Origin of the sequence: Streptomyces sp. NPDC050619, assembly GCF_040654815.1 — a bacterium.
Taxonomy (GTDB): domain Bacteria; phylum Actinomycetota; class Actinomycetes; order Streptomycetales; family Streptomycetaceae; genus Streptomyces.
This window is the reverse complement of record NZ_JBFAIR010000032.1, coordinates 1-24,480: the sequence shown is the minus strand read 5'-3', so window position 1 is coordinate 24,480 and position 24,480 is coordinate 1. Positions and strand designations below refer to the sequence as shown.

Sequence of the window (24,480 nt, the reverse complement as noted above, 5' to 3'; positions counted from 1 at the left end):
GGTCCCCCTGCTCAGGCCTTCAACTTGTAGCCGAAGCCGCGGACCGTCTCGATCCGGTCCTGGCCGATCTTCGTCCGCAGCCGCTGCACATGGACGTCGACGACGCGGGTGTCACCGCCCCAGCCGTAGTCCCACACCCGCTCCAGCAGCTTGTCGCGCGACAGCACCGTGCCCGGCGCGGAGGAGAACTCCAGGAGCAGCCGCATCTCGGTCGGCGTCAGCGCCACCGGCTGTCCGGCCCGGCGCACCTCCATGCCCTCGGTGTCGATCTCCAGATCACCGAAGGCCAGCAGGCCGCCGTCGTGCGCCGGGGCCGCGGCATCGTCCGTGCGATCGCCGCTCGCGTGCCCGAAGCGACGCAGCACCGCGCGGATCCGGGCGACCAGGACCGCGCCGTCGAAGGGCTTGGTCACATAGTCGTCGGCGCCCGCCTCCAGCCCCAGCACGACGTCGATCGAGTCGGCGCGCGCGGACAGCATGATCACCGGCACGGTCGACTCGTCCCGGATACGACGGCACAGGCTGACCCCGTCGAGTCCGGGGACCATGACGTCCAGCAGGGCGATGTCGGGTCGGTCGGCGCGGAACGCCTCCAGGCCCGACAGCCCGTCGGGCATGGCGGTGACCGCGAAGCCGTCCCGCTCCAGGGCGAGTTGGGTGGCCTCGCGGATGACGTCGTCGTCCTCGACGAACAGGACATGGGTCTGATCTGCCATCCCGCTGCTCTCTGCCTCTCTGCTCTCGGTCCCCGTGTCGTGCCGTGTACCCGGTCACGCGGTCGCTCGTCCACTCGTTGATCGGTTCGGACGGCCCGATCGGTTCACGCCGTCGTGGATCGGCGGCGGGTCAGTTGTCCTGAGTCGGCGATGGAGTGTCCCCCACCGTGTTGCCGTAGTCGTTGTGCGTGCGGAACTCCTCGGCGAAGCGGCCCGCGCTCCAGCGGTATGTGATCACGTTCTCGCCGGACGGGCTCGACACCGGGTCGCCCTTCTCGTAGACCTGCTTGGTCACCACCAGGTCGCCGCGGTCGATCTCCGCGTAGACCGGGGGCTCCTCGGCCCGGAAGACATTCTCGTACGAGCCACCCTCCTCGCGATATACGTACGAGCCGACCCCGACGGAGTCGCCGCAGGTCAGCACATTGACGACGACGTCGTCGGCCGATCCTCCGGTCAGTTCGCCGTACGACACGTCGACGGGGTACTCGTCGGCCACGCACGGCTTCAGCTCGCGCTTGACCTCCGCGGAGACGCCGGGATCGTCCTTGACCAGCCGGACCGCGTTCACACCCTCGGCCGTCCTGGCGGGAATCGGCGAGGGCGAGGCCACGACGCCCGCCACCGAGTCGGAGCGGGCCGGTCCCTCGTCGCGGGCACCGGTGCCTCCGGTGCCGCAGGCGGACACGAAAAGGGCAAGGGCGGCGAGCACGGCCACTGCCGTGATCGCCGCCTGGAAGGTCCCTCGGGTCGGTGTGGGCCCGGGCCGGGCGGGCCCGATGTGATCAGTCCCGATGCGGTCCGGTCCGATGCCCTCCGGTCCGGCGCGGTCCGGTCCGGTGTGGTCCGGTCCGGTGTGGTCCGGTCCGGTGCGGCCGGGCTCCGTGTGGCCGGGGTCGGTGTGGTCGGGGTCCCCGCCCGTGCGCCCGATGGCGCCGGCCCTCGTGCCTAGGCCGCGCAACTCTTCCGCTCCTCACGCTCCAGCACGTGTGCGCCGAGCTCGTCGTCATCCCTGCTCTCCAGCTCCTCGCGGAGCCGGGCGAGCGCCCGGTGCAGCGTGCTCTTGACCGTTCCGGCCGACATACCGAGGGCGGCGGCCGTCTCCTCCGTGGACATCTGCTCCCAGTGTCGCAGCACCACGACGCTGCGCTGCTTGGGAGCCAGCACCTTCATGATGTCCATCAGCAGGGCGCGGTCGGCGTGCTGTTCGGTGGAGTCGTCGACCGAGGCGTCCGGGAGCTGCTCGGTCGGTACCTCCTCCAGCCTGCGGGCCCGCCACCACTCGGTGCGCGTGTTGATCATGACCCGGCGCAGGTAGGCGTCGGCCAGCCGCTTGTCCGCGATGCCCTCCCAGCGGCCGTACGTGCGTACCAGCGCCGTCTGGAGCAGGTCCTGCGCGTCGACCGGGTCCGGAACCAACCGGCGTGCGCTGCGTAGCAGCGCCTCCTGCCGGGTGCGGACGTACTCCTCGAATTCGAGCACCTCGCCCTGCGCCATGTCGACCGCCTCCTGCTCCCCGTTTCCGGCCGGCTCGATCGCCGTCGGATTCATTGCCTGTGGTGCCAGTGGTGCCTGTCGGGCACAGAAATGAAGCTACGGAGGGGTTGTCACGGAGCTGTGCGCAGCAGCCTGCGGCTAGCACTCGGCTGTCCGTCAGTTGTGTAACGGAAGTAGGGGCGGGGTAAGACGCCGTACCGAATGGCCGTGTTATGGAGTGATTTGCCGTCAGGAACGGTGTGCCGGAAGGGCCGACGGCAGCCGATACAGACCACCCGCGAGCGGTTCCACCAGACCGTCCGAGACGAGCCCGTCCAGCGCCCGGGCGCGCTGCACCGGCTCGTGCCACACCCGGTCCAGGGCCGCCTGCGGGACCGGCCCGTGAGCCTCGCGCAGTACGGCGAGGAGCTTGCCGCGCACCTGCCGGTCCGTGCCCGCGTACGTCTGGCCGCGGCGCGGCGGACCGTCGTGCTCCGGCTTGCCCGCGAGCCGCCAGGCGCACTGGGCGGCGATCGGACAGCGCTGGCACGTCTCGTTCTTGGCCGTGCACACCAGCGCGCCGAGCTCCATGGAGGCGGCGGCCCAGCGGGCGGCGGTCCGCTCGTCCTCGGGCAACAGCGCGCGGGCAAGCTTGCGTTCGGCGGCGGTGGTGGCGTTGGGCGGGTACTGCACGCCGGTGACGGCCCGCGCGAAGACCCGGCGCACGTTGGTGTCCAGGACGGCGTGCCGCTGCCCGTACGCGAAGGAGGCGACGGCCGCGGCCGTGTACTCGCCGATGCCGGGCAGCGCGAGCAGCTGCGCGTGGTTCGTCGGTACGTCGCCGCCGTGCCGTTCCGTTATGGCGACGGCGGCGCCGTGCAGCCGCAGCGCGCGACGCGGATAGCCGAGCCGCCCCCAGGCGCGGACGGCCTCACCGGGAGCCTCCTTGGCCAGGTCGGCGGGGCGCGGCCAGCGGGCGAGCCACTGCTCGTAGACGGGCAGGACGCGGTTCACCGGCGTCTGCTGGAGCATGAACTCACTGACCATCACCCCCCAGGGCCCGGCCTCCGCCCGCCGCCACGGCAGATCACGGGCGTGCTCGTCGAACCAGGCGATGACGGGGGAGTGCAGCGGCTCGCCGGAGGCGTTGTGGGCGGGACGGCCGACGGGGCTGCCGACGGGGCTGTCGACAGGGCCGTCGATGCTGTGCGGGGACTTCGTGGGCGCAGTCATGGCCTTCCGATCCTGCCATGCCGGGGGGCGTCGTTGGGGATTGCGCTGGGGGGCGGGTCGGGTGTGGCGGGCGTTTGGTGGCGGAGGGGGATGCGGGACGGCCGGCTGACGGGGGGAGCGGGTGGGTGGCCGGTGGGGCGCGAGGAGTGGTCGGCCGGTGAGGCGCCCGGGGCGGTCGGCCGGTGAGGTGCGCGGGATGGTCGGCCGTGAAGCGATGCGGTCCTGACCCTGACCTTGCCCCTGACCCTGTCGGCGCGGTCAGTCGGTCGAAGCCTGTTGGGCCGCAAGGATGTTGTGGCGTTCCACCTCCGCCATGTGCTGCTCCGCCCAGGTGCGCAGGGCGGCCAGCGGGCCTTCGAGGGACAGGCCCAGTTCGGTCAGCCGGTAGTGCACGCGTGGCGGCACCGTCGGCTAAACGTCGCCCTGGCCGGAGGGGGCCCGGCCGTCCTGCTCCTGCACGGCTTCCCGCACACCTGGGAACTGTGGACCGACGTCATGGCCGGCCTGTCCGACCGGTACCGGGTGATCGCGCCGGACCAGCGCGGCTTCGGCGCCAGCACCCGCGCAGCGACCGGGTACGACGCGGGCTCCCTCGCCGACGACGCCGAGGTCCTGCTCGCGGCGCTGGGCGAGACCTCGGCCACCGTGGTGGGGATCGACGCGGGCACCCCGCCCGCCTTCCTCCTCGCGATGCGCCGCCCCGCTCTCGTACGACGGCTCGTCCTCATGGAGTCCCTGCTGGGCCGCCTCCCCGGCGCCGAGGCCTTCCTCGCCGACGGACCCCCCTGGTGGTTCGGCTTCCACACGGAGCCCGGTCTCGCCGAGGCCGTGCTCGACGGCAACGAGGCCCGCTACATCGACTGGTTCCTCGACGCCGGCACCCTCGGCGACGGCCTGTCCCCGCACATCCGGGACGCCTTCGTACGGGCCTACACCGGCCGGGAGGCGCTGCGCTGCGCCTTCTCCTCCTACCGCGCCCTTCCCACCAGCGCGGCCCAGATCCAGCAGGCCGCCGCCGCGACCCGGCTGACCGTGCCGACGACGGTCATCGGCTCGCACCCCGTGGGCAGCGCACTGGAACACCAACTCCGCCCCCTCGCCGACGATCTCACCGCCCACCTCGTCGAGGACTGCGGCCATATCATCCCGCTGCACTGGCCGGCGGCCCTGCTGTCCCTGCTGCGGGAGTGCCTCCCCGGCGCGGAACAGCCGGTTCCGGGATGATGATCCGGAAAAGTTGTGGCCCAGGCGGCGGGTGGGGCCAGTGAAGGTGCTGATCTCTCGTACAGTTTGCGCCGTGGGATCTCTGCGCAATCCGGTCGGGCCGCTTCCCTCCTCCATTTACTGGCGACGGAGGGCCGTACTGCTGTCTGCGCTCGCCCTGTTGGCGGCGCTGCTGATCATCTGGCTCGTGTCCTCGGGCGGCGGAGGCGGCAAGAACGGTGCCGAAGGCTCCAACGGCAAGAACCCCTCGCCCTCGACGATCACGCCGGGGCCGTCCGGCTCCGGACCGGCGATCAGCCAAGCGCCGGGCGGGCGCGACGAGTCGAGCGGTGGGGATTCCACCGGGTCGGGTTCGGGCTCGGGTTCAGGATCCGGCGACGGGTCTGGTGACGGCTCCGGTGACGGCTCCGGGGCCGGCGACGGCTCTGGAGCGGGTTCCGGCGCGGGCTCTGGTTCGGACTCTGGCTCTGGCGACGCCGGCGGTTCGGACAGCGCAGGCGGCAGCTCGGGCAGCGGAGTCGGTGGGGGCGACGCTCTTCCGGCCGGTTCCACGCTGCCCAACTGCACCGCGAACTCCGTGAAGTTGACCGTGCGCAGCCTCCACAACGCGTACGAGCCCGGCCAGACGCCCGCTCTGCTGATGACCGCGCAGAACACCTCCGCCAGCGACTGCAAGGTCGATCTCGGCCCGAAGAACGCGGTGTTGACGATCACTCAGGCGGGCGGCGACGACGACTACTGGTCCTCCGCCGACTGCCCCAAGGGCTCCGGCAGCCTGCTGTTCCGCGTGCCGGCCGGCGACAGCATCACGTACACCGTGAAGTGGGACCGCAAGCCGAGCGCTCCCGAGTGCGCGACGCCTCCGGCGGGTTCGGCGGGGGCGGGGACGTACCTGGTGGAGGCCAAGACGCCCGGGTTCGGGACGACACAGACGTCGTTCGTGCTGGAGAACGACTAGCTCAGGCCTGGCGTTCCAGGAGCGTGCTCGAGCGTGCTCAGACGTAGCGCTCCAGGATCGACGACTCCGCCAGCCGCGAGAGCCCCTCCCGCACGCTCCGCGCCCGGGCCTCGCCGACTCCGTCCACGGTCTGTAGGTCGTCCACGCTGGCGGCGAGCAGCTTCTGCAGTCCCCCGAAGTGCTCCACGAGCCGGTCGATGATGGCGCCCGGCAGCCTCGGCACCTTCGCCAGCAGCCGGAAGCCGCGCGGCGAGACCGCCGAGTCGAGCGCTTCCGGAGACCCGGTGTAACCCAACGCCCGTGCCACCGTGGGCAGTTCGAGGAGTTCCGCGTGGGTGAGCGCGTTGAGCTCGGTCAGCGCCTCCTCGACCGTGCGCGAGCGCTTCGCGGTGGGCTCAGGGACGTAGTCCCGCACGACCAGCTCACGCTCGGGCTCCACGCCGGCGATCAACTCGTCCAGCTGCAAGGCCAGGAGACGTCCGTCCGTGCCCAGCTCGACCACGTACTCGGCGATCTCGGTGGCGATACGGCGCACCATCTCCAGACGCTGGGCCACGGCCGAGACGTCCCGGACGGTCACCAGGTCCTCGATCTCCAGCGCGGACAGGGTGCCCGCGACCTCGTCGAGGCGGAGCTTGTACCGCTCCAGGGTCGCCAGGGCCTGGTTGGCGCGGGACAGGATCGCCGCGGAGTCCTCCAGGACGCGGCGCTGGCCGTCGACGTACAGGGCGATCAGCCGCATCGACTGGGAGACCGAGACCACCGGGAAGCCGACCTGCTTGCTCACCCGGTCCGCGGTGCGGTGCCGAGTGCCCGTCTCCTCCGTCGGGATCGTCGGGTCGGGGAGCAGTTGGACGCCCGCCCTGAGGATCTTCGACAGGTCGGAGGACAGCACGATTCCGCCGTCGAGCTTGCACAGCTCCCGCAGTCGCGTCGCCGTGAACTCGACATCCAGGACGAATCCGCCCGTACACATCGACTCGACGGTCTTGTCGGACCCGAGCACCATGAGGCCGCCGGTGTTGCCGCGCAGGACCCGCTCGAGGCCGTCGCGCAGGGGCGTGCCCGGAGCCACGGCGCTCAGCGAGGCGCGCATGAGGCCTTCGGCACCGGAACTCCCGCCGGACTTTCCGGGAGCTGCCGCCCGGTCGTTGGCTGCCACTGCACTCCTCCGGTCGCAGGTTCTGGGGCACTCCCGTTCGTACGGTTGATTCGTACGGATCGCACGATTGATTCGTACGGACAGGCGAGACCAGGGCAAAGTCTACCGGCGGTCCTCCTCGTCCCGTGGGGCCTCTCGGCGACGCGAGCGCGGAAGGACCCTCAGGGCGTCCGCTATGTCCGCGACTTCCAGGACCTTCATGCCGGCCGGGATCTTGCCCGGATCGCCCGGCACGAGCGCGTGCGTGAAGCCCAGACGGTGTGCTTCCGAGAGCCGGCGCTGCACGCCCGTGACCCGTCTGACCTCGCCCGCGAGGCCGACTTCGCCGATCGCGACGAGGTTCTTGGGGAGGGGGGTGTCGCTGGCCGCCGAAGCCAGGGCGAGGGCGATGGCGAGGTCCGCGGCGGGCTCCGACAACTTCACACCGCCGACCGTCGCGGAGTAGATGTCCCTTTTGCCCAGGGCGCTGATCCGGCCGCGCTGCTCCAGGACGGCGAGCATCATCGAGACCCGGGAGGTCTCCAGGCCGGACGTGGTGCGCCGGGGGGAGGGGATCTGCGAGTCGACTGTGAGCGCCTGGACCTCGGCCACCAGCGGGCGGCGGCCCTCCAGGGTGACGGTCAGGCAGGTGCCGGGGACCGGCTCGGCACGCCGGGTCAGGAACAGGCCGCTGGGGTCGGCGAGGCCGGTGATGCCCTCGTCGTGCAGCTCGAAGCAGCCGACCTCGTCCGTCGTGCCGTAGCGGTTCTTGACACCGCGTACGAGACGCAGGCGCGCGTGCCGGTCGCCCTCGAAGGACAGGACGACGTCCACGAGGTGTTCCAGGAGGCGGGGGCCGGCGATGGCGCCGTCCTTGGTGACATGGCCGACGAGGAGCGTGGACATCCCGCGCTCCTTGGAGGCGCGGATCAGGGCGCCGGCCACCTCCCGCACCTGGGACATGCCGCCCGGCGCGCCGTCGATCTCCGGGGAGGCCACCGTCTGCACCGAGTCGAGGATCAGCAGGGACGGCTTCACCGCGTCCAAGTGACCGAGCACGGCGGCCAGGTCGGTCTCGGCGGCGAGATACAGGTGGTCGTGGATCGCCTTGATCCGGTCGGCGCGCAGCCGGACCTGGCTCGCCGACTCCTCGCCGGTCACATACAGCGTGCGGTGCTCGTCACTCGCCGACTTCGCCGCCACGTCGAGCAGGAGGGTCGACTTGCCGACGCCGGGCTCGCCCGCGACGAGGACCACGGCGCCGGGCACCAGCCCGCCGCCGAGCACCCGGTCCAGCTCCGGCACACCGGTGGAACGGGCGGTGGCCTGCCGGCCGTCGACCTCGCCGATGGGCACGGCGGAGGTGGTGACGCGCCCCGGCGTCGTCGTACGGACGGCGGGCGCGCCGTACTCCTCGACCGTCCCCCAGGCCTGGCACTCGGGGCAGCGGCCGAGCCACTTGGCCGTCTGCCAGCCGCACTCGGTGCAGCGGTAGGACGGCCGGTCCTTCGCGGTCTTCGTACGGGCAGCCATGCACGAACCGTAACCGGCACCACTGACAACACGGCCCGCCGTCCCACCGAACGCCGTTCCGCCAACGCCGTCCTGCCACCCTCCGCCAAACCGGGCACCTCGTACGAATTGGCCACCAATCGGATCGAACGATCCGCGGAACCAGGTGTTCCTGTCCCCTATTGAGGGATCGTTTCACCCGTACGGATTAAAAGTGCGCAAGGGACAAGAAGGGGCCGACGCGGGCCCCCTACGGTCCACGGATGATGAGCAGCAGTCCGGAGACCTCGACCCGCACCACCGGCGCACATAGGGCGTATCGGGAGGCGCGCGACCGCGCGGCGGCGCGCACGCTGGCGCAGCGCCCGCCCGCGCAGCCCCCTCCCGCGCGCTACGAGCCGTACCTGGACGGCCTGTTCACCTACTGCCTGTCCGTGCTGTGCGACCACGAGGCGGCGACCGCGGCCCTGGGCGACGTCCTCGCGCTCGCCGAGCGGCGTGGCCGGCACGGCCCGGAGGCCGCCGGGGACCGCAGGGCCTGGCTGTACGCGCTGGCCCGCTGGGCGTGCCTGCGCAAGCTGGCCGAGGCCAAGCAGAAACGTCAGGCCACGCACGCGGCGGGCCGAAGCGGTGCGGGCCGAAGCGGTGCGGGCCGAAGTGATGCGGGCCGAAGCGATGCGGGCCGGACGGGTGCGGGCCGAACCGCCCCCGTCCGCGCGGCCACCGACCGGCGTCAGAACGCGCAGTCCGCCACCTTGCCGGTCTCCGAGGAGGCCCAGGAGGAATGCCGGCGGGAACTCGCTCTTCTGGCCTGGCCGGAGGCGGCCGGCACCACGCCGGAGCAGCGTGAGGCGCTCGAACTCGCGGTCCGCCACCACCTGGCCGCCCACGAGGTCGCCGCCGTCCTCGGCATGGACCTCGCCGCCGCCCGCGAACTGCTCGCCTCCGCCGCCTGTGAGGTCGAGCGCACGCGCGCGGCCCTCGCCGTCGTCGAGTCCGGCGGCTGCCCGAGCGTGGCCCGCCTCACCGGTGACCACCAGCTCGTACTCAGCGCGGCCCTGCGGCGCGAGCTCGTCCGGCACGTCGACGACTGCCCGCGCTGCCGCCGTACCGCCGAGCGCGCGGTCCCCGGCCACTGGCCCGGCGCCGCCGTCACCCCCGCCGAACTGCCCGTCCTGGAGGCACCCCGCGCCGCCCTGCACCTGGCCATGGCCCACCTCCCGCGCGCGCGGGGCTGCGTGCCCCGCTTCGACCGGCGCGGCTTCCCGATGGACCCCAAGGACCGCGCTGCCCGAAGGGACCGCCTACGCGCGCGTGCCGTCACCACGACGGTCGTCGCCACCGTCGTCGCCGCCCCCGTGCTCGCCCTGTGGGCCGCCTACCGGGGCACGTCGACCGGCGAGGGTCCCGACGGCCACTCCGCCAGCGCCAGCGAGGCACACGGCCCCGACACCCTCGACGGCGAGACGGTGGACGGCGGCGGTTATGAGAACGCCGGAAACGCCAGCCCCCGCGGCGGCGACCGCTTCGCCAAGGGCACCAAGCCCGACGTCTCCGTAGAGGTCATCAGCGTCACCGGTGCCGGCAAGAAGGGCGCCGGACACCTGGAGGTGGCGGCCGGCCACAGCGGGGACACCACCCTCGTCACCCTCACCGCGACCGGCTCCGCACCGGTGCGCTGGTCCGCGACCACCGGAGCCTCCTGGCTCTACTTCAGCCAGTCGTCGGGAACGCTCGAACCGGGCGAATCGTTGACGATCAAGGTGTACGTCGACCATCTGCGCGAGCCGTCCGGGGACTGGAGCGCGCGCGTGGCGATCTCACCGGCCGGCGCCGTCATCGCCATCGAGGGCTACGGCACCGCCCCCGCCCCGTCCGGCCCCGGCCATGGACACGGCCCCGGCCATGGTCACGCCCCCGGCGATGGACCCGCCCCGGGCACCCCCACCGACCCGCCCCCGTCCGGCCCCGTCCCCGGCCCGAAGCCGACGACCCCGGCCCCCTCGCACCCCACGCCCAGCGACCCGCCGCCCACGTCGTCCGGCCCGACCCCGACGCCCACCGATCCGACTCCGCCCCCGACCCCCACCGACCCGTCCCCCTCCGCCCCGGAGGGTTCGACGCCACCGCCCGCAGACAGCGGCGACCCGAGCCCGTCCACCTCGTAAGGCCTCTCCCAGGCCTCACTCCAGGCCTCAGGCCGTACTAACCGACAGGCCGTACTAACCGACAGGCCGAACTAGCCGACAGGCCGTACTAGCCGACAGGCCGTACTACCCGACCGGATCCGCCGGATGCGGTGCCAGCAACGGCAGCTGCGCGGCCAGCCGCTCCTCGCACAGCTCGACCAGGCGGTCGTAACCGGCCTTGCCCATCAGCTCGATCAGCTCCGGCCGGTAGGAGACGTACACCGGATCGCCCGCGCCGTGCGCCGAGGTCGCCGAGGTGCACCACCAGTGCAGGTCGTGCCCGCCCGGACCCCAGCCGCGCCGGTCGTACTCACCGATCGACACCTGGAGCACGCGCGTGTCGTCGGGCCGGTCGATCCACTCGTACGTCCGCCGCACCGGCAGCTGCCAGCAGACGTCCGGCTTGGTCTCCAGCGGCTCGCGGCCCTCCTTCAGGGCGAGGATGTGCAGCGAGCAGCCCGCGCCGCCCGCGAAACCGGGCCGGTTCTGGAAGATGCACGAGCCCTGGTAGGGGCGGGTCTGGCGGTCGCCGTCCTCATCCTCCGAGATCCAGCCGGTCTCCGTGCCCACGTCGTGGTGCTGCCAGATCTCCGGAGTGAGCCTCGCCACATGCTCGGCGACCCGCTTCTCGTCGTCCTCGTCGGAGAAATGGGCGCCCAGCGTGCAGCACCCGTCGTCCGCGCGGCCCGCCTGGATGCCCTGGCAGCCGCTGCCGAAGATGCAGTTCCAGCGAGAGGTCAGCCAGGTCAGATCGCACCGGAAGACCTGCTCGTCGTCCGCCGGATCGGGAAATTCCACCCATGCGCGCGCGAAGTCGAGCCCCTTCTCGTCGGTCTCCCTGACGGTCTGCGTGGCTCGCTTCTTTCCGCTCGTCTTTCCGCTCGACTTCTTCGGTGCTTTCGCCTGCGAAGAACCTTCGGGCATTTTGGCCTTCTTGTCCGACTTGGAGGTCTTGTCGTTCTTCGCCTTTTTCGTCTTTGGCACCCGTCCAGGGTAAGTCGCCCACGGCCGGTCCCGGGACAGCGGAAAGAACGGCTCCGGGGAGGGTCCAGGGTTCAGCTGGCAGTAGCGTGCCGTACATGAGACTCGGTGTCCTCGACGTGGGATCGAACACGGTGCATCTGCTCGTGGTGGATGCGCACCCGGGCGCACGACCGCTGCCCGCGCACTCGCACAAGGCGGAACTGCGCCTTGCCCAACTCCTCGACGAGGGTGGAGCCATCGACCCCGACGGCGTCGACAAGCTGATCGGCGTCGTCCACGAGGCGCTCCAGGCCGCCGAGGACAAGGGCGTCGAGGACCTGCTGCCGTTCGCGACCTCCGCCGTGCGCGAGGCCAGCAACGCCGACGACGTCCTCGCGCGCGTGCAGGCCGAAACCGGCGTCGAGCTCCAGGTCCTCACCGGCACCGAGGAGGCCCGGCTCACCTTCCTCGCCGCCCGCCGCTGGTTCGGCTGGTCCGCGGGCAAGCTGCTCGTCCTCGACATCGGCGGCGGCTCCCTGGAGATCGCCTACGGCATCGACGAGCAACCCGACGCGATGGTGTCGCTGCCGCTCGGCGCGGGCCGCCTCACCGCCGGCTGGCTGCCCGGCGACCCTCCGGACCCGGAGGCGATAAGGGCGCTGCGCCGCCATGTCCGGGCCCAGATCGCCCGCACGGTGGGGGAGTTCACCCGCTTCGGCGCCCCCGACCACGTGGTCGCCACGTCCAAGACCTTCAAGCAGCTGGCCCGACTGGCCGGCGCCGCCCGCTCCGCCGAGGGCCTGTACGTCCAGCGTGACCTCAAGCGGGAGTCCCTGGAGGCGTGGGTTCCGCGTCTGGCCGGCATGACGGCGGCCGAGCGAGCCGAACTGCCGGGAGTCTCGGAGGGCAGGTCCGGCCAGCTCCTCGCGGGCGCCCTGGTGGCCGAGGGGGCGATGGACCTGTTCGGCGTGGAGAGCGTGGAGATCTGCCCGTGGGCGCTCAGAGAGGGCGTAATCCTGCGGCGGCTGGATCACATGGGCTCGGAGTAGCCGCCTCAGGGGCGCGAGGCCGTGACATATGCGGCTCCGCCGCGTGGGCGCGACAAGCCACAGCGAACCCGCACTCGCCCGTGGCAAACACCACAACGGCGAACAGGCGCCCGGCACCCACCCAACCGCACCCCGTAATCTGTCCTCCATGGCAGAGCCAGTCGTACGCATCCCGGATGCGAAGGTCGCCCTGTCCACGGCCTCCGTCTATCCGGAGTCGACGGCGACGGCATTCGAGATCGCCGCGCGCCTCGGCTACGACGGCGTCGAGGTCATGGTGTGGACCGATCCGGTCAGCCAGGACATCGAGGCGCTGCGCAGACTCAGCGACTACCACCGGATCCCGGTCCTGGCCGTGCACGCCCCCTGTCTGCTGATCACGCAGCGCGTGTGGTCCACCGACCCCTGGGTCAAGCTCCAGCGCGCCCAGGCGGCCGCCGAGAAGCTGGGCGCGAGCACGGTCGTCGTCCACCCGCCGTTCCGCTGGCAGCGCCAGTACGCCCGTGACTTCGTGACCGGGATCTGGCGGATGGCGGACGAGACGGATGTGCGGTTCGCCGTGGAGAACATGTACCCCTGGCGTTACCGCGACCGCGAGATGCTCGCCTATGCGCCCGAGTGGGACGTCACCAAGGACGACTACCGCCACTTCACGATCGACCTCAGCCACACCGCCACGGCCCGCGCCGACGCGCTCCAGATGATCGACCGCATGGGCGGCCGCCTCGGGCACGTCCACCTCGCCGACGGCCGGGGCTCGGCGAAGGACGAGCACCTCGTCCCCGGCCGCGGCACCCAGCCCTGCGCCGAACTGCTGGAACGTCTCGCCCTGACCGGCTTCGACGGCCATGTCGTCATCGAGGTCAACACCCGTCGGGCGATGTCCGGCGCCGAACGCGAGGCCGACCTCGCCGAGGCCCTGGCCTTCACGCGGCTGCACCTGGCCTCGGCGGTGAAGGTGCCCCGCCGGTGAACGGCGCGACCGCCCGGCGCCGGGGCCGCCCCCCTCGTACGGAATCCGCCGACACCCGCGGCCGCATCCTGACCGCCGCCCGCGAGGAGTTCTCCGAACGCGGCTACGACAAGGCGTCCATGCGCGGCATCGCCAAGGCGGCCGGGGTCGACCCGGCCCTGGTCCACCACTACTTCGGCACCAAGGAGCAGGTGTTCGAGGCGGCCGTCGAGGTCGCCTTCGCGCCGGCGCTCAAGGTGCGGGACGCGATCCTCGAAAGCCCGCTCGACGACGTCGGCGAGCGCCTGACCCGCACCCTCCTCGGCCTCTGGGAGAACCCCGTCACCCGGACCCCGCTGCTCGCGATCGTCCGCTCGGCCGTCAACAACGAGACCGCGGCCGCCGTCTTCCGCCGCCTCGTCTCCGCCCAGCTGTTGCGCCGCATCGCCTCAGAGCTCGACGTCCCGGACGCGGAGCTGCGCGCCGAACTCGCGGCGGCGCAGCTCGTGGGGGTGGCGATGATGAGATACGTGATCAAGATCGAGCCGCTGGCGTCGGCGGACCCCGAGCAGATCATCGCGCGGGTGGCGCCGGTGGTGCAGGGGCACCTGACGAACCCCTGAAAGCTGAGATACGTATCCCGCATTCCGGACAAGGTGTCCGCCCCCTGGATGTCCGGCGTACGCTCGATACGAGTCAGAAGTCTCTGATCGCAGTCTCTGCAGTCCCTTAAGGAGCGAGCGACGATGCCCGAGCTGAGGTCCCGCACAGTCACCCACGGCCGCAACATGGCGGGCGCACGCGCCCTTATGCGCGCCTCCGGTGTACCCGGTGCGGACATCGGCCGCAAGCCGATCATCGCGGTCGCCAACAGCTTCACCGAGTTCGTCCCGGGCCACACCCACCTCCAGCCGGTGGGCCGGATCGTCAGCGAGGCGATCGTCGAGGCCGGCGGCATCCCGCGCGAGTTCAACACCATCGCGGTCGACGACGGCATCGCGATGGGCCACGGCGGCATGCTCTACAGCCTGCCCTCCCGCGACCTGATCGCGGACAGCGTGGAGTACATGGTCGAGGCCCACTGCGCCGACGCCCTGATCTGCATCTCCAACTGCGACAAGATCACCCCGGGCATGCTGATGGCCGCCCTGCGCCTCGACATCCCGACGGTCTTCGTCTCCGGCGGCCCGATGGAGTCCGGCCGCGCCACCCTCGTCGACGGCACGGTCCGCACGCTCGACCTGGTCGACGCGATCTCCGACGCCGTGAACGACAAGATCTCGGACGAGGACATCCTCCGTATCGAGGAGAACGCCTGTCCGACCTGTGGCAGCTGCTCCGGCATGTTCACGGCCAACTCGATGAACTGCCTGACGGAGGCCATCGGCCTGAGCCTCCCCGGCAACGGCTCGGTCCTGGCCACCCACACGGCCCGCAAGGCGCTGTACCAGGACGCGGCCCGCACGGTGATGGACATCACCCGCCGCTACTACGAGCAGGACGACGAGACGGTCCTGCCGCGCAACATCGCCACCATCGCCGCCTTCGAGAACGCGATGGCCCTGGACATCGCGATGGGCGGCTCGACGAACACGATCCTGCACCTGCTGGCGGCGGCCCAGGAGGCGGGCGTCCCGTTCGGCCTGGAGGAGATCAACGAGGTCTCGCGCCGGGTCCCCTGCCTCGCCAAGGTCGCCCCGAACGTCGCGAAGGACCGCACGTACTACATGGAGGACGTGCACCGCGCCGGCGGCATCCCCGCCCTGCTCGGCGAACTGCACCGCGCGGGCCAGCTGAACGAGGACGTGCACGCGGTCCACAGCCCGTCCCTGGCGGACTGGCTGAAGACCTGGGACGTCCGCGCCGGCTCGCCCTCTCCCGAGGCCGTGGAACTGTGGCACGCGGCCCCCGGCTGCGTCCGCTCCGCCGAGGCCTTCTCCCAGTCGGAGCGCTGGGAGGCCCTGGACGAGGACGCCGAGGGCGGCTGCATCCGCTCGGCCGAACACGCGTACTCCAAGGACGGCGGCCTCGCGGTCCTCAAGGGCAACCTGGCGGTCGACGGCTGCGTGGTGAAGACGGCCGGCGTCGACGAGTCGATCTGGACCTTCGAGGGTCCGGCGGTCGTCTGCGAGTCCCAGGAAGAGGCCGTCGAGAAGATCCTCAACAAGCAGATCACGCACGGCGACGTCGTCGTCATCCGCTACGAGGGCCCCAAGGGCGGCCCCGGCATGCAGGAGATGCTCTACCCGACGTCCTTCCTCAAGGGCCGCGGCCTCGGCAAGACCTGCGCCCTGGTCACGGACGGCCGTTTCTCCGGCGGCACCTCCGGCCTGTCCATCGGCCACGCCTCCCCGGAGGCGGCCTCCGGCGGCACGATCGCCCTCGTCGAGGACGGCGACCGCATCCGCATCGACATCCCGAACCGCACCATCGAGCTGCTGGTCGACGACGCCGAGCTGACGCGGCGCGAGCAGGCCCTGGGCGGGGTGTACGCCCCGAAGAACCGCGACCGGAAGGTCTCGGCGGCGCTGCGGGCGTACGCGGCGATGGCGACGAGCGCGGACAAGGGCGCCGTGCGGGACGTGAGCTTGCTCGGCTGAGAGCCTGGCTTACGGGGCCGTCCCTTCGGGGGCGGCCCCTTTCGCGTGCTACCAGTCCGACGGGTTGCGGGCGTCGACGCCGAAGACGGTGCCGTCGGGGGCGGACGCGTAGACGTGGCCGTCGGCGATGCGGGGCGCGGGCAACGTGGCCAGGACCTCATCGGAGTTCGTGCCCAGCCGCGGCGGCGTCTGCGCGAGGAGTCCGCCCTTGGTGGCGTCCACAGCGAGCAGCCGTCCGTCGCCGGCGCTGAAGTACACGTGCCGGTCGTCGGCAACCGGCGCCGAACCCTGGCTCACGGACGTTTCGAGGGACCAGGTCTGCTTGCCCGCCCGCGTGTCGACGGCGACCAGGGAACCGCCGGTGCCCAGCAGGAAGACGCGGTCACCGTGTACGACGGCCTGCGCGCCGGCGACCGGAACGGTCAGCGTCACGCGCCGCGAAGCCCCGGACCTCGGGTCGTAGCGGAGCACGGCGTTCGCTTCGCCGTAGCCTCCGTCGCCGGCCAGGAGGAAGACGCCGCCGTTCGCGGCACCGACGGCGGTCAGCGTGCCCTTGAGCCGTGCGTCCCAGCGCACGTCTCCGGTCCGCGGATCCACCGTTGTGAGCCTCGTCCGCGACCCGTCGTCGGATGTGCTGGTGGCGTAGACCCACGGACTGCCGGCGAACGAGTCGAAGTACGGCCTGCTCAGGCCCGGTATCCGCCGGTTCCACTTGACCTCGCCCGACGCGCTGTCGATGCCGGTGACCTTCCCGTCGGCTCCGGTCAGCACCAGCATGCCGCCCGCGTAACGGAAACTGCCATACCCCGACGTGTCTGACACATCCGACACGTCCACCTTCCACCGCGTCCTGCCCGACGCCGGATCGAGCGCTTCCAGGCGCCTGCCCGCGTGCGTCAGTACATGCACGAGCCCGCCCGAGAGGCTGGGCGGCCGGCCGGAATCATCGTCCTTGCCGAGGGCATGCCGCCACAACACGCTCCCGTCGGCCGGATCGAGCCCCGTGACCAGCCCCGGCTGTGCACACAACAGGCGCTGTGAGCCGTACGAGCACCAGGGCGGGCTGGTCTTTCCGGACTCTCCGGACTCTCCGGTCTCTCCGGACTCTCCGGTCTTTCCGGGCGCGGGCTTCGTCGCCCAGGAGTTGAACCCGGCCGACGCCGAGGGTGCTCTGACCGCGTCCCCCTGTGCCGCACCGCCGTCCGCCAGCAGCCGCAGCGAGGCAAGCCCGCCGCCCGCGACGAGGACCAGGGCCAGGGCCCCCAGGAGGACTGCCCGCCGACGACGGCGTCCTTCGGCCTGCCGCGGGTGCGGCTCCTTCGAACCCCGCTCGGGCTTCGGTGAATCCCCCGTCCGCTGCGCCGGTATGAACGCCTGCGTGTCGTACGAGGCCGCCACCGACCGCAGTTCCCGCATCAACTCGTCCGGCGTGGGCCGGTCCTCGGGCTCCTTGGCCAGACACCGCAGCACGAGCGGCGCGAGATTCCCCGGTACGCCCGTCAGATCGGGTTCGTCGTGCACGACCTGGTAGGCGACGACGTACGGACTGTCGGAGTCGAACGGCCCCCGCCCCGTGGCCGCGTGGACCAGAACGGACCCGAGCGCGAACACGTCGGCGGCGGGCCCGACCTCCCGCGGCCGCCGGAACTGCTCGGGCGCCATGAACGGCGGCGTACCGATCAACTTCCCGGTCTCGGTGCGCAGTTCACTGTCCTTTGGCCGAGAAATGCCGAAGTCGATGACCTTCGGCCCGTCCTCGGCGAGCAGCACGTTGCTCGGCTTCAGATCCCGGTGTACGACGCCCACCCGATGGATGTCGCGCAGCGCCTCGGCCAGCCCGGCCATCAGCCGGCGCAACTGCGAGGGCCCCATGGGCCCGTTCCGCTTCACCTGGTCGGACAGGGTCGGCCCCGGGATGAACAACGTGGCCATCCACGGCCGTTCGGCCTCCGGATCGGCGTCGACGACCGACGCGGTGAAGGCCCCACTCACCCGCCGAGCCGCGGCCACCTCCTGCCGGAACCGCCCCCTGAACTCGGGATCCTTGGCGAACTCCGCGTGTACGACCTTCACGGCGAGCTTCATCCCGGAGGTACTCCGGGCGAGGTGCACGACTCCCATCCCGCCGGACCCGAGACACGACTCCAGACGGTAGTGACCGGCGTACTCGGGAAGTTCCGCTTCCGCGCCCGCTCCGGTGTTGCGCTGTGGCGCCATGGAAACACCCCCGTGCTGCTGGTCCGCGCGCGCGACGCACGGAGCCTAGTCGATGACTCGTACGACACAGAGGCGACTTGCTAGTCTCCGCGTGCGAGTTGCGAACATGTGTTTCATGGCGTGATTTAGGGGAATCAACGGGACCCCATGGCAGTCATGGGTCCAACGGGGGTGGTTTTTCATGTCTATTGACCGTGCCGAAGAGGTCGAGGGCGGCGAAGAGAAGTCTGTCGCCACGGCGGCCACGGCCGTGCGCTACTACCCGGTCGCACCGGGCGTCCGTCTCAACGTCCGCAGCGGCCCCGGCACCAGTTATCCCATCATCAAGTCCCTGCCCGAGGGTTCCCGCGTCCAGATCCTGTGCCAGACGCCGGGGACGACGGTGACGGGCCCGTACGGCACGTCGAACATCTGGGACAACATCGCCAACGGCCAGTACGTCTCGGACGCCTACGTGAACACCGGCAGCGACGGCTACATCCGCCCCCGCTGCGCTCTCTAACGGCGAGTTCGTCTCCGGCGCCTACGTGAACACGGGCAGCGACGGCTACATCCGCCCCCGCTGCTCCTGATCCCGCCCGGAGCCCGCGGCCCGCACGGAGCCATAATCGACGCGTGAGCGACGAAACCGGCATCCAGGAAACCCCCGCGGGCTCCCCAGGTACACCCCGCCCGGAGCCCCTCCGCTTCTTCGGCACGACCTGGGTGAACCACGACAACGGCTACACCCCCCGCCGCAGCGCCGCCTCCCTCGGCTCCCTCGCCACGGCGGTCGCCTCCTGCCTGATCCTCCGCTTCGCCTACGAGGGTCTCCAGATCGCCGACACCGGCAGCTTCGTCACCCTCCTCATCACCGTGATGTTCGCGCTCTGCAGCGCCCTCGCCTTCCGCCACACCTGGGACGGCTTCGGCAAGCGCCCCGACCCCGACCGCCAGGCCTCCCTCCGCGGCCTCCTGGCCATCGGCTTCGTCGGCTCGCTCCTCGCCTACTTCTTCCGCTCCCTCACCGAGGCCCCCGGCGAGAAACTCCACCGCGAGGAGTACGAGACGGCCCTCAAGGACCACGAGAAGCGCACGTCCCGCCGCACCGGCAACCCCTCGAAGAAGCGCCGCCGCACCTGACCGGCCCGGTGCCACGGGAGCCCTGCTTCTCCCGAGCCGCGCAGGCACACACCTCTCACCCAAATCTCACCGCCGCCCATCCCCGACTCCGGCCACGATGGCCGTATGACCGCCTCCTCCCACACCACCCGAGCCCACTCCTTCAACGCCGCCGCAGCCCAGTACGCCGCCAACCGCCCGTCCTACCCGCCCGCCCTCTTCGACGCGGTCGAAGCCCTGGCCGACCGCTCCCTCACCGGCGCCCGGGTGGCGGACATCGGCGCCGGCACCGGCATCGCGACTGCCCTCCTGCACGCCCGCGGCGCCGAGGTCGTCGCTGTGGAACCAGGCGACGGCATGGCGGCCCAGTTCCGCCGCGCCCACCCGGGCATCCCGATCATCAAGGGCAGCGGCAACGCCCTCCCCCTGGTCACCTCCTCCCTCGACTTCCTCACCTACGCCCAGGCCTGGCACTGGACCGACCCCGCCCACTCGGTCCCGGAAGCCCTGCGCGTCCTGCGCCCGGGCGGAGCGCTCGCCCTGTGGTGGAACACCACGCCCCTCGACGTGCCGTGGCTCGCGGCCCAGGCAGACCGCATCGACCGCCGCTTCGACGTCCACCCCAAGGTCGCCAAGGGCGGCAGCGGCGCCCCAGCAGCCCTCGCCGACCCCACCGGCCGCCTCGACTTCGCCCGCCGCCAGGTCCGCTGGAGCCGCCGCATCCCCGTCGACACACACCTCGCCAACATCGGCAGCCGCTCGGTCTTCCTGCTCCAGGTCAAGGAGGCGAGCGCCGCCTTCCTCGCCGAGGAACGCGAGCACCTGCTACAGACCTTCCCGACCGGAATCGTCGAAGAGGTCTACGACGTCGACCTCCTGCTGGCCATCAACACCTGAACACCAGCACCCCGCTTGACGACGCCCGCTCCCCAGGAGGATTATTCATCACATGATGAATTACATACCCGACCCTCCCGACCCACCCGAGACGGGAACGACCACGAACGACACCCCCGCCGTCCGCGCCGAACACCTCACCGTCGTCCGAGGCCCCCGCACCGTCCTGCGCGGCCTCGACTTCACCGTCCCGCGCGGCCAGATCACCGGCCTGCTCGGCCCCTCCGGATGCGGCAAGTCGACCCTCATGCGCGCGATCGTCGGCACCCAGGCCAAGGTCACCGGCACCCTCGACGTCCTCGGCCGCCCCGCCGGCCACCCCACCCTCCGCACCCGCATCGGCTACGTCACCCAAGCCCCCTCCGTCTACGACGACCTGACCGTCCGCCAGAACCTCGACTACTTCGCCGCGATCCTCGACCCGGGCCGCACGTCCGCGGACCACCGCCACGAGAACGTCACCCGCACGATCACCGACGTGGATCTGACCACCCACGCCGACGCCCTCGCCGGCACCCTCTCCGGCGGCCAGCGCAGCCGCGTCTCCCTGGCCGTCGCCCTCCTCGGCACCCCCGAACTCCTGGTCCTCGACGAACCGACCGTCGGCCTGGACCCCGTCCTGCGCCGTGACCTGTGGAACCTCTTCCACGACATCGCCGCCCAGCGCGGGGCCACCTTGCTGATCTCCTCCCACGTCATGGACGAGGCAGAGCGCTGCCACCGCCTCCTCCTCATGCGCGAGGGCGAGATCCTCGCCGACGACACCCCCGACGCCCTCCGCACCCGCACCCACTCTGAGACGGTCGAGGCCGCATTCCTGCACCTGGTCGACGAGGCGATCGAGGCCGGCCGCAAGAAGGAGACCGCACGATGAGCATCAGCACGACGACCACACCCGCCACGACGATGAAGCCCGCCCCCACCAGCGCCCTGAGCGCCTCCCGCGCCACCGCCACCGCGGCCCGCGTCCTGCGCCAGCTCCGGCACGACCCGCGCACCATCGCGCTGATGATCCTGATCCCCTGCGTGATGCTGTTCCTGCTGCGCTACGTCTTCGACGGCAGCCCGCGCACCTTCGACAACATCGGCGCCTCCCTCCTCGGGATCTTCCCCCTGATCACGATGTTCCTGGTCACCTCCATCGCCACCCTGCGCGAACGCACCTCGGGCACCCTCGAACGCCTCCTCGCCATGCCCCTCGGCAAAGGCGACGTCATCGCCGGCTACGCCCTCGCCTTCGGCGCCCTCGCGATCATCCAGTCCGCCCTCGCGACGGGCCTGGCGCTCTGGTTCCTGGACCTGGACGTCACGGGCAGCCCCTGGCTCCTCCTCCTGGTAGCCCTCCTCGACGCGCTGCTCGGCACCGCCCTCGGCCTCTTCGTCTCGGCCTTCGCCTCCTCGGAATTCCAGGCCGTCCAGTTCATGCCGGCGGTGATCTTCCCCCAACTCCTCCTGTGCGGCCTCTTCACCCCGCGCGAAAAGATGCACCCCGTGCTGGAGGCGATCTCCGACGTCCTCCCGATGTCCTACGCCGTCGACGGCATGAACGAGGTCCTCACCCACACGGACATGACGGCGGACTTCGTCCGTGACGTACTGATCGTGGCGGGGTGCGCGCTGCTGGTCCTGGGTCTGGGCGCGGCCACCCTGCGCCGCCGGACCGCATGATCGACCCAGCGCGGCAGCGCCAAGCCCCTCCGACAGCGACCCGCCGTCCGACGTCCCGCCCACCGGACACCCGAGCCGCACACCCACCCCCGGTGCGAGGATGAACCCGGACGACGCACCCCCCGGAGGGCACCCCAGCCATGACCCAGAAAGTCGCAGTTCTCGGCACCGGCAAGATCGGCGAAGCCCTGCTCAGCGGAATGATCCGCGCCGGCTGGGCCCCGGCCGACCTCCTGGTCACCGCCCGCCGCCCTGAGCGAGCCGAAGAACTCCGCACCCGCTACGGAGTCACCCCGGTCACCAACCCGGAGGCCGCCAAGACCGCCGACACCCTGATCCTCACGGTCAAACCGCAGGACATGGGCACCCTCCTCGACGAACTCGCCCCGCACGTCCCCACCGACCGCCTGATCATCAGCGGCGCCGCCGGTATCCCCACCTCCTACTTCGAGGCACGCCTCGCCACCGGCACCCCGGTCGTCCGCGTCATGACGAACACCCCCGCCCTCGTCGACGAGGCCATGTCCGTCATCTCCGCCGGCACCCACGCCACCGCCGACCACCTCGCCCACGCCGAGGAGATCTTCGGCGCCGTCGGAAAGACGCTCCGCGTCCCCGAGTCCCAGCAGGACGCCTGCACCGCCCTCTCCGGCTCCGGCCCGGCCTACTTCTACTACCTGGTCGAAGCCATGACGGACGCCGGCATCCTCCTCGGCCTGCCCCGCGACAAGGCCCACGACCTGATCGTCCAGTCCGCGATCGGCGCCGCCACCATGCTCCGCGACAGCGGCGAACACCCGGTCAAACTCCGCGAGAACGTCACCTCCCCCGCGGGCACCACTATCAGCGCCATCGTCGAACTGGAAAAGCACGGCGTACGAGCCGCCCTCATCGCCGCCCTCGAAGCAGCCCGCGACCGCAGCCGCGCGCTGGCCTCCGGCAACAACGGCTGACGCCGTACGGCCCCCGGGAAGGGGGCCGCACGCCACCTTCATCCGGAGGCAGCCGGCAACAGCCCGATGGCCCGATAAGCGGCATCGACATTCGGCCGGGCCATCGCCCGCGCCCTCTCCGCTCCATCCCGCAGCACCCCCTCAACAAAGACAGGATCAGCGCACAGCGCTCTGTGCCTGTCCTGCACGGGCCTCAGGACCTCGACCACGGCCTCCGCGGTGTCCTTCTTCAAGGCGCCGTACGACTCATACGCACCGCTCAAGTCCGATGGGTTCCCACCCGTGCAGGCCGCGAGGATCTCCAGCAGATTCGCGAGCCCCGGCCGCCGCTCCGGGTCGTACACGACGTCCAGCTCGCTGTCGGTCACGGCCCGCATGACCTTCTTCCGCACCACGTCCGGCTCGTCGAGCAGATAGACGATCCCCGGCCCCGCGTCGTCGCTCTTCCCCATCTTGGACGTCGGCTCCTGAAGATTCATGACCCGAGCAGCCACCTCCGGACGCGTCGCCCGCGGCACCACGAACGTATGCCCGTACCGCTGGTTGAACCGCACCGCCAGATCCCGCGCCAACTCCACATGCTGGGTCTGATCGTCCCCGACCGGCACCTCGTTGCTCCCGTACGCCAGGATGTCCGCCGCCATCAGCACGGGATACGTCAGCAGCGACAGCCGCACACTCCCGCCCCGCTCCCGCTCACGCGCGGCCTTCTCCTTGTACTGGATCATCCGCCGCATCTCGCCGTCCGTGGCCACGCACTCCAGCACATACGACAGCCGCGCGTGCTCGTCCACATGACTCTGTACGAAGACCGTGCACAGCTTCGGATCCAGCCCGGCCGCCAACAGCAACGTCGCCGCCTGCCGACTGAGCCGGCGCACCCGCGCCGGATCATGGTCGACGGTCAGCGCGTGCAGATCGACGATGCAGAACAGGGCATCGGCCCGGTGCTGATCGACGGCGGCCCACCGCCGCATCGCCCCGAGGTAGTTCCCCAGCGTCAGATGCCCGGTCGGCTTGACCCCGCTGAAGACCCGCGTCATCTCTCCACCTCCTGGTAGAGACCGCCACCTTGGGCCGGTCGATCCTCCGGGAGGGAGAAACAAGAACGGCCGCCGAGGCGGCGGCCGTAGTGTGCATACGTGAGGACGGCCGCCTTCAGGCGGCCCACCACTGCTGGGTGCACGTATGCGTCGTCATGCGGCCCAGAGTACCCCTCCGGAGCGCCGTCAGGACGGGAGTTGACACGCCCCGACCCGATACGTAGTGTTCTCCGAGTTGTCCGACGTGAGCGCCGACTCCGGTCGGTCCCCGGACAGCCATTCCGCAAGACCAGTCAATACTCGACGACCAGTTGTTCTGCCGTCGTGCCATTGGCATGCGTATTCGCGAAATGAGGAATCCGTGTTCGAAAGGACGCGGCCCCCGATTAGCTCGGGAGCCGGGAATCCGCTAACGTCTCACTCGTCGGAACGGCCCAACAGCCGAGACGACAGCCCCGCTGACCGGGAATCAGGACCGAAAGGATCTGGTAGAGTCGGAACCGCCGGAAAGGGAAACGCGAGAGCGGGAACCTGGAAAGCACCGAGGAAATCGGATCGGAAAAGGATCTGGTAGAGTCGGAAACGCAA

22 protein-coding genes and 1 pseudogene are annotated in these 24,480 nt (G+C 71.1%); 13 read left to right on the top strand and 10 right to left on the bottom strand.

The genetic code is table 11. From position 1 onward, the window contains the following. Positions 1 to 11 precede the first annotated feature (11 nt). From cseB to AB0I77_RS38845, 5 genes and pseudogenes are all read right to left on the bottom strand, one after another. Positions 12 to 716, bottom strand: coding sequence for a two-component system response regulator CseB (gene cseB, locus AB0I77_RS38865; RefSeq protein WP_363287522.1), 705 nt, complete (start codon positions 714 to 716; stop codon positions 12 to 14). A 130-nt stretch (positions 717 to 846) separates the two neighbouring features. Then, positions 847 to 1,497 (bottom strand): hypothetical protein, encoded by a 651-nt coding sequence (locus AB0I77_RS38860; RefSeq protein ID WP_363287625.1) that lies wholly within the window; start codon positions 1,495 to 1,497, stop codon positions 847 to 849. A gap of 167 nt (positions 1,498 to 1,664) precedes the next feature. Next, positions 1,665 to 2,213, bottom strand: a complete 549-nt coding sequence (locus AB0I77_RS38855; RefSeq protein ID WP_363287624.1) for a SigE family RNA polymerase sigma factor — start codon at positions 2,211 to 2,213, stop codon at positions 1,665 to 1,667. Positions 2,214 to 2,441: 228 nt separating this feature from the next. Continuing rightward, positions 2,442 to 3,425, bottom strand: a complete 984-nt coding sequence (locus AB0I77_RS38850) for an A/G-specific adenine glycosylase (protein ID WP_363287521.1) — start codon at positions 3,423 to 3,425, stop codon at positions 2,442 to 2,444. Positions 3,426 to 3,683: 258 nt separating this feature from the next. Continuing rightward, positions 3,684 to 3,842, bottom strand: a pseudogene (locus tag AB0I77_RS38845) (winged helix-turn-helix transcriptional regulator); the annotation flags it as partial. 6 nt (positions 3,843 to 3,848) lie between these two features. Here AB0I77_RS38845 and AB0I77_RS38840 point away from each other — a divergent pair. Together AB0I77_RS38840 and AB0I77_RS38835 are read left to right on the top strand one after the other, a co-directional pair. Then, a complete protein-coding gene (locus AB0I77_RS38840) occupies positions 3,849 to 4,649 on the top strand; it encodes an alpha/beta hydrolase (RefSeq protein ID WP_363287623.1) in 801 nt (266 codons plus the stop codon). Positions 4,650 to 4,722: 73 nt separating this feature from the next. After that, on the top strand, positions 4,723 to 5,607 hold the full coding sequence (locus tag AB0I77_RS38835; protein WP_363287520.1) for a hypothetical protein: 885 nt from the start codon (positions 4,723 to 4,725) through the stop codon (positions 5,605 to 5,607). Between the two features lie 37 nt (positions 5,608 to 5,644). Here AB0I77_RS38835 and disA read toward each other — a convergent pair whose 3' ends face one another. Beyond that, a complete protein-coding gene (gene disA / locus AB0I77_RS38830; RefSeq protein ID WP_363287519.1) occupies positions 5,645 to 6,769 on the bottom strand; it encodes a DNA integrity scanning diadenylate cyclase DisA in 1,125 nt (374 codons plus the stop codon). Positions 6,770 to 6,871: 102 nt separating this feature from the next. Next, positions 6,872 to 8,281: a DNA repair protein RadA gene (gene radA, locus AB0I77_RS38825; protein WP_363287518.1), complete on the bottom strand. Its 1,410-nt coding sequence runs from the start codon at positions 8,279 to 8,281 to the stop codon at positions 6,872 to 6,874. Between the two features lie 242 nt (positions 8,282 to 8,523). On the opposite strand from radA, the gene AB0I77_RS38820 reads away from it, so the two are divergent. Beyond that, positions 8,524 to 10,428, top strand: coding sequence for a hypothetical protein (locus AB0I77_RS38820; protein WP_363287517.1), 1,905 nt, complete (start codon positions 8,524 to 8,526; stop codon positions 10,426 to 10,428). A 105-nt stretch (positions 10,429 to 10,533) separates the two neighbouring features. Here the strand turns inward: AB0I77_RS38820 and AB0I77_RS38815 are convergent, their stop codons facing one another. Next, complete coding sequence (locus tag AB0I77_RS38815; RefSeq protein WP_363287516.1) at positions 10,534 to 11,433, bottom strand: hypothetical protein; 900 nt, start codon at positions 11,431 to 11,433, stop codon at positions 10,534 to 10,536. Positions 11,434 to 11,528: 95 nt separating this feature from the next. On the opposite strand from AB0I77_RS38815, the gene AB0I77_RS38810 reads away from it, so the two are divergent. The 4 genes from AB0I77_RS38810 to ilvD all read left to right on the top strand — a co-directional run bounded on the left by AB0I77_RS38810 (position 11,529) and on the right by ilvD (position 16,013). Further along, positions 11,529 to 12,461 (top strand): Ppx/GppA phosphatase family protein, encoded by a 933-nt coding sequence (locus AB0I77_RS38810; protein ID WP_363287515.1) that lies wholly within the window; start codon positions 11,529 to 11,531, stop codon positions 12,459 to 12,461. A 148-nt stretch (positions 12,462 to 12,609) separates the two neighbouring features. Beyond that, the gene (locus tag AB0I77_RS38805; RefSeq protein ID WP_363287514.1) at positions 12,610 to 13,434 is read left to right on the top strand and encodes a sugar phosphate isomerase/epimerase; all 825 of its coding nucleotides are present in this window, start codon (positions 12,610 to 12,612) and stop codon (positions 13,432 to 13,434) included. Beyond that, the gene (locus AB0I77_RS38800; RefSeq protein WP_363287513.1) at positions 13,431 to 14,036 is read left to right on the top strand and encodes a TetR family transcriptional regulator; all 606 of its coding nucleotides are present in this window, start codon (positions 13,431 to 13,433) and stop codon (positions 14,034 to 14,036) included. Before AB0I77_RS38805 ends, AB0I77_RS38800 begins: the two co-directional genes overlap by 4 nt. Before the next feature lie 123 nt (positions 14,037 to 14,159). Continuing rightward, positions 14,160 to 16,013: a dihydroxy-acid dehydratase gene (gene ilvD, locus AB0I77_RS38795; RefSeq protein ID WP_363287512.1), complete on the top strand. Its 1,854-nt coding sequence runs from the start codon at positions 14,160 to 14,162 to the stop codon at positions 16,011 to 16,013. 48 nt (positions 16,014 to 16,061) lie between these two features. Here ilvD and AB0I77_RS38790 read toward each other — a convergent pair whose 3' ends face one another. Further along, positions 16,062 to 18,230, bottom strand: coding sequence for a serine/threonine-protein kinase (locus tag AB0I77_RS38790; RefSeq protein ID WP_363287511.1), 2,169 nt, complete (start codon positions 18,228 to 18,230; stop codon positions 16,062 to 16,064). 181 nt (positions 18,231 to 18,411) lie between these two features. Here AB0I77_RS38790 and AB0I77_RS38785 point away from each other — a divergent pair, with 181 nt between their 5' ends. From AB0I77_RS38785 to proC, 6 genes are all read left to right on the top strand, one after another. Next, positions 18,412 to 18,732, top strand: coding sequence for an SH3 domain-containing protein (locus AB0I77_RS38785; protein WP_363287510.1), 321 nt, complete (start codon positions 18,412 to 18,414; stop codon positions 18,730 to 18,732). Positions 18,733 to 18,845: 113 nt separating this feature from the next. Further along, entirely contained in the window at positions 18,846 to 19,352 is a 507-nt protein-coding gene (locus AB0I77_RS38780; RefSeq protein ID WP_363287509.1) for an EamA/RhaT family transporter, read from the top strand. A 105-nt stretch (positions 19,353 to 19,457) separates the two neighbouring features. Then, positions 19,458 to 20,228, top strand: a complete 771-nt coding sequence (locus AB0I77_RS38775) for a class I SAM-dependent methyltransferase (protein WP_363287508.1) — start codon at positions 19,458 to 19,460, stop codon at positions 20,226 to 20,228. A gap of 52 nt (positions 20,229 to 20,280) precedes the next feature. After that, the gene (locus tag AB0I77_RS38770) at positions 20,281 to 21,102 is read left to right on the top strand and encodes an ABC transporter ATP-binding protein (protein ID WP_363287507.1); all 822 of its coding nucleotides are present in this window, start codon (positions 20,281 to 20,283) and stop codon (positions 21,100 to 21,102) included. Then, positions 21,099 to 21,896 (top strand): ABC transporter permease, encoded by a 798-nt coding sequence (locus tag AB0I77_RS38765; RefSeq protein ID WP_363287506.1) that lies wholly within the window; start codon positions 21,099 to 21,101, stop codon positions 21,894 to 21,896. The genes AB0I77_RS38770 and AB0I77_RS38765 overlap by 4 nt, the downstream gene beginning before the upstream one ends. A 140-nt stretch (positions 21,897 to 22,036) precedes the next feature. Then, complete coding sequence (gene proC, locus AB0I77_RS38760) at positions 22,037 to 22,849, top strand: pyrroline-5-carboxylate reductase (protein WP_363287505.1); 813 nt, start codon at positions 22,037 to 22,039, stop codon at positions 22,847 to 22,849. A gap of 38 nt (positions 22,850 to 22,887) precedes the next feature. Here proC and trpS read toward each other — a convergent pair whose 3' ends face one another. Continuing rightward, positions 22,888 to 23,892, bottom strand: a complete 1,005-nt coding sequence (gene trpS, locus AB0I77_RS38755; RefSeq protein ID WP_363287504.1) for a tryptophan--tRNA ligase — start codon at positions 23,890 to 23,892, stop codon at positions 22,888 to 22,890. Positions 23,893 to 24,480 lie beyond the last annotated feature (588 nt).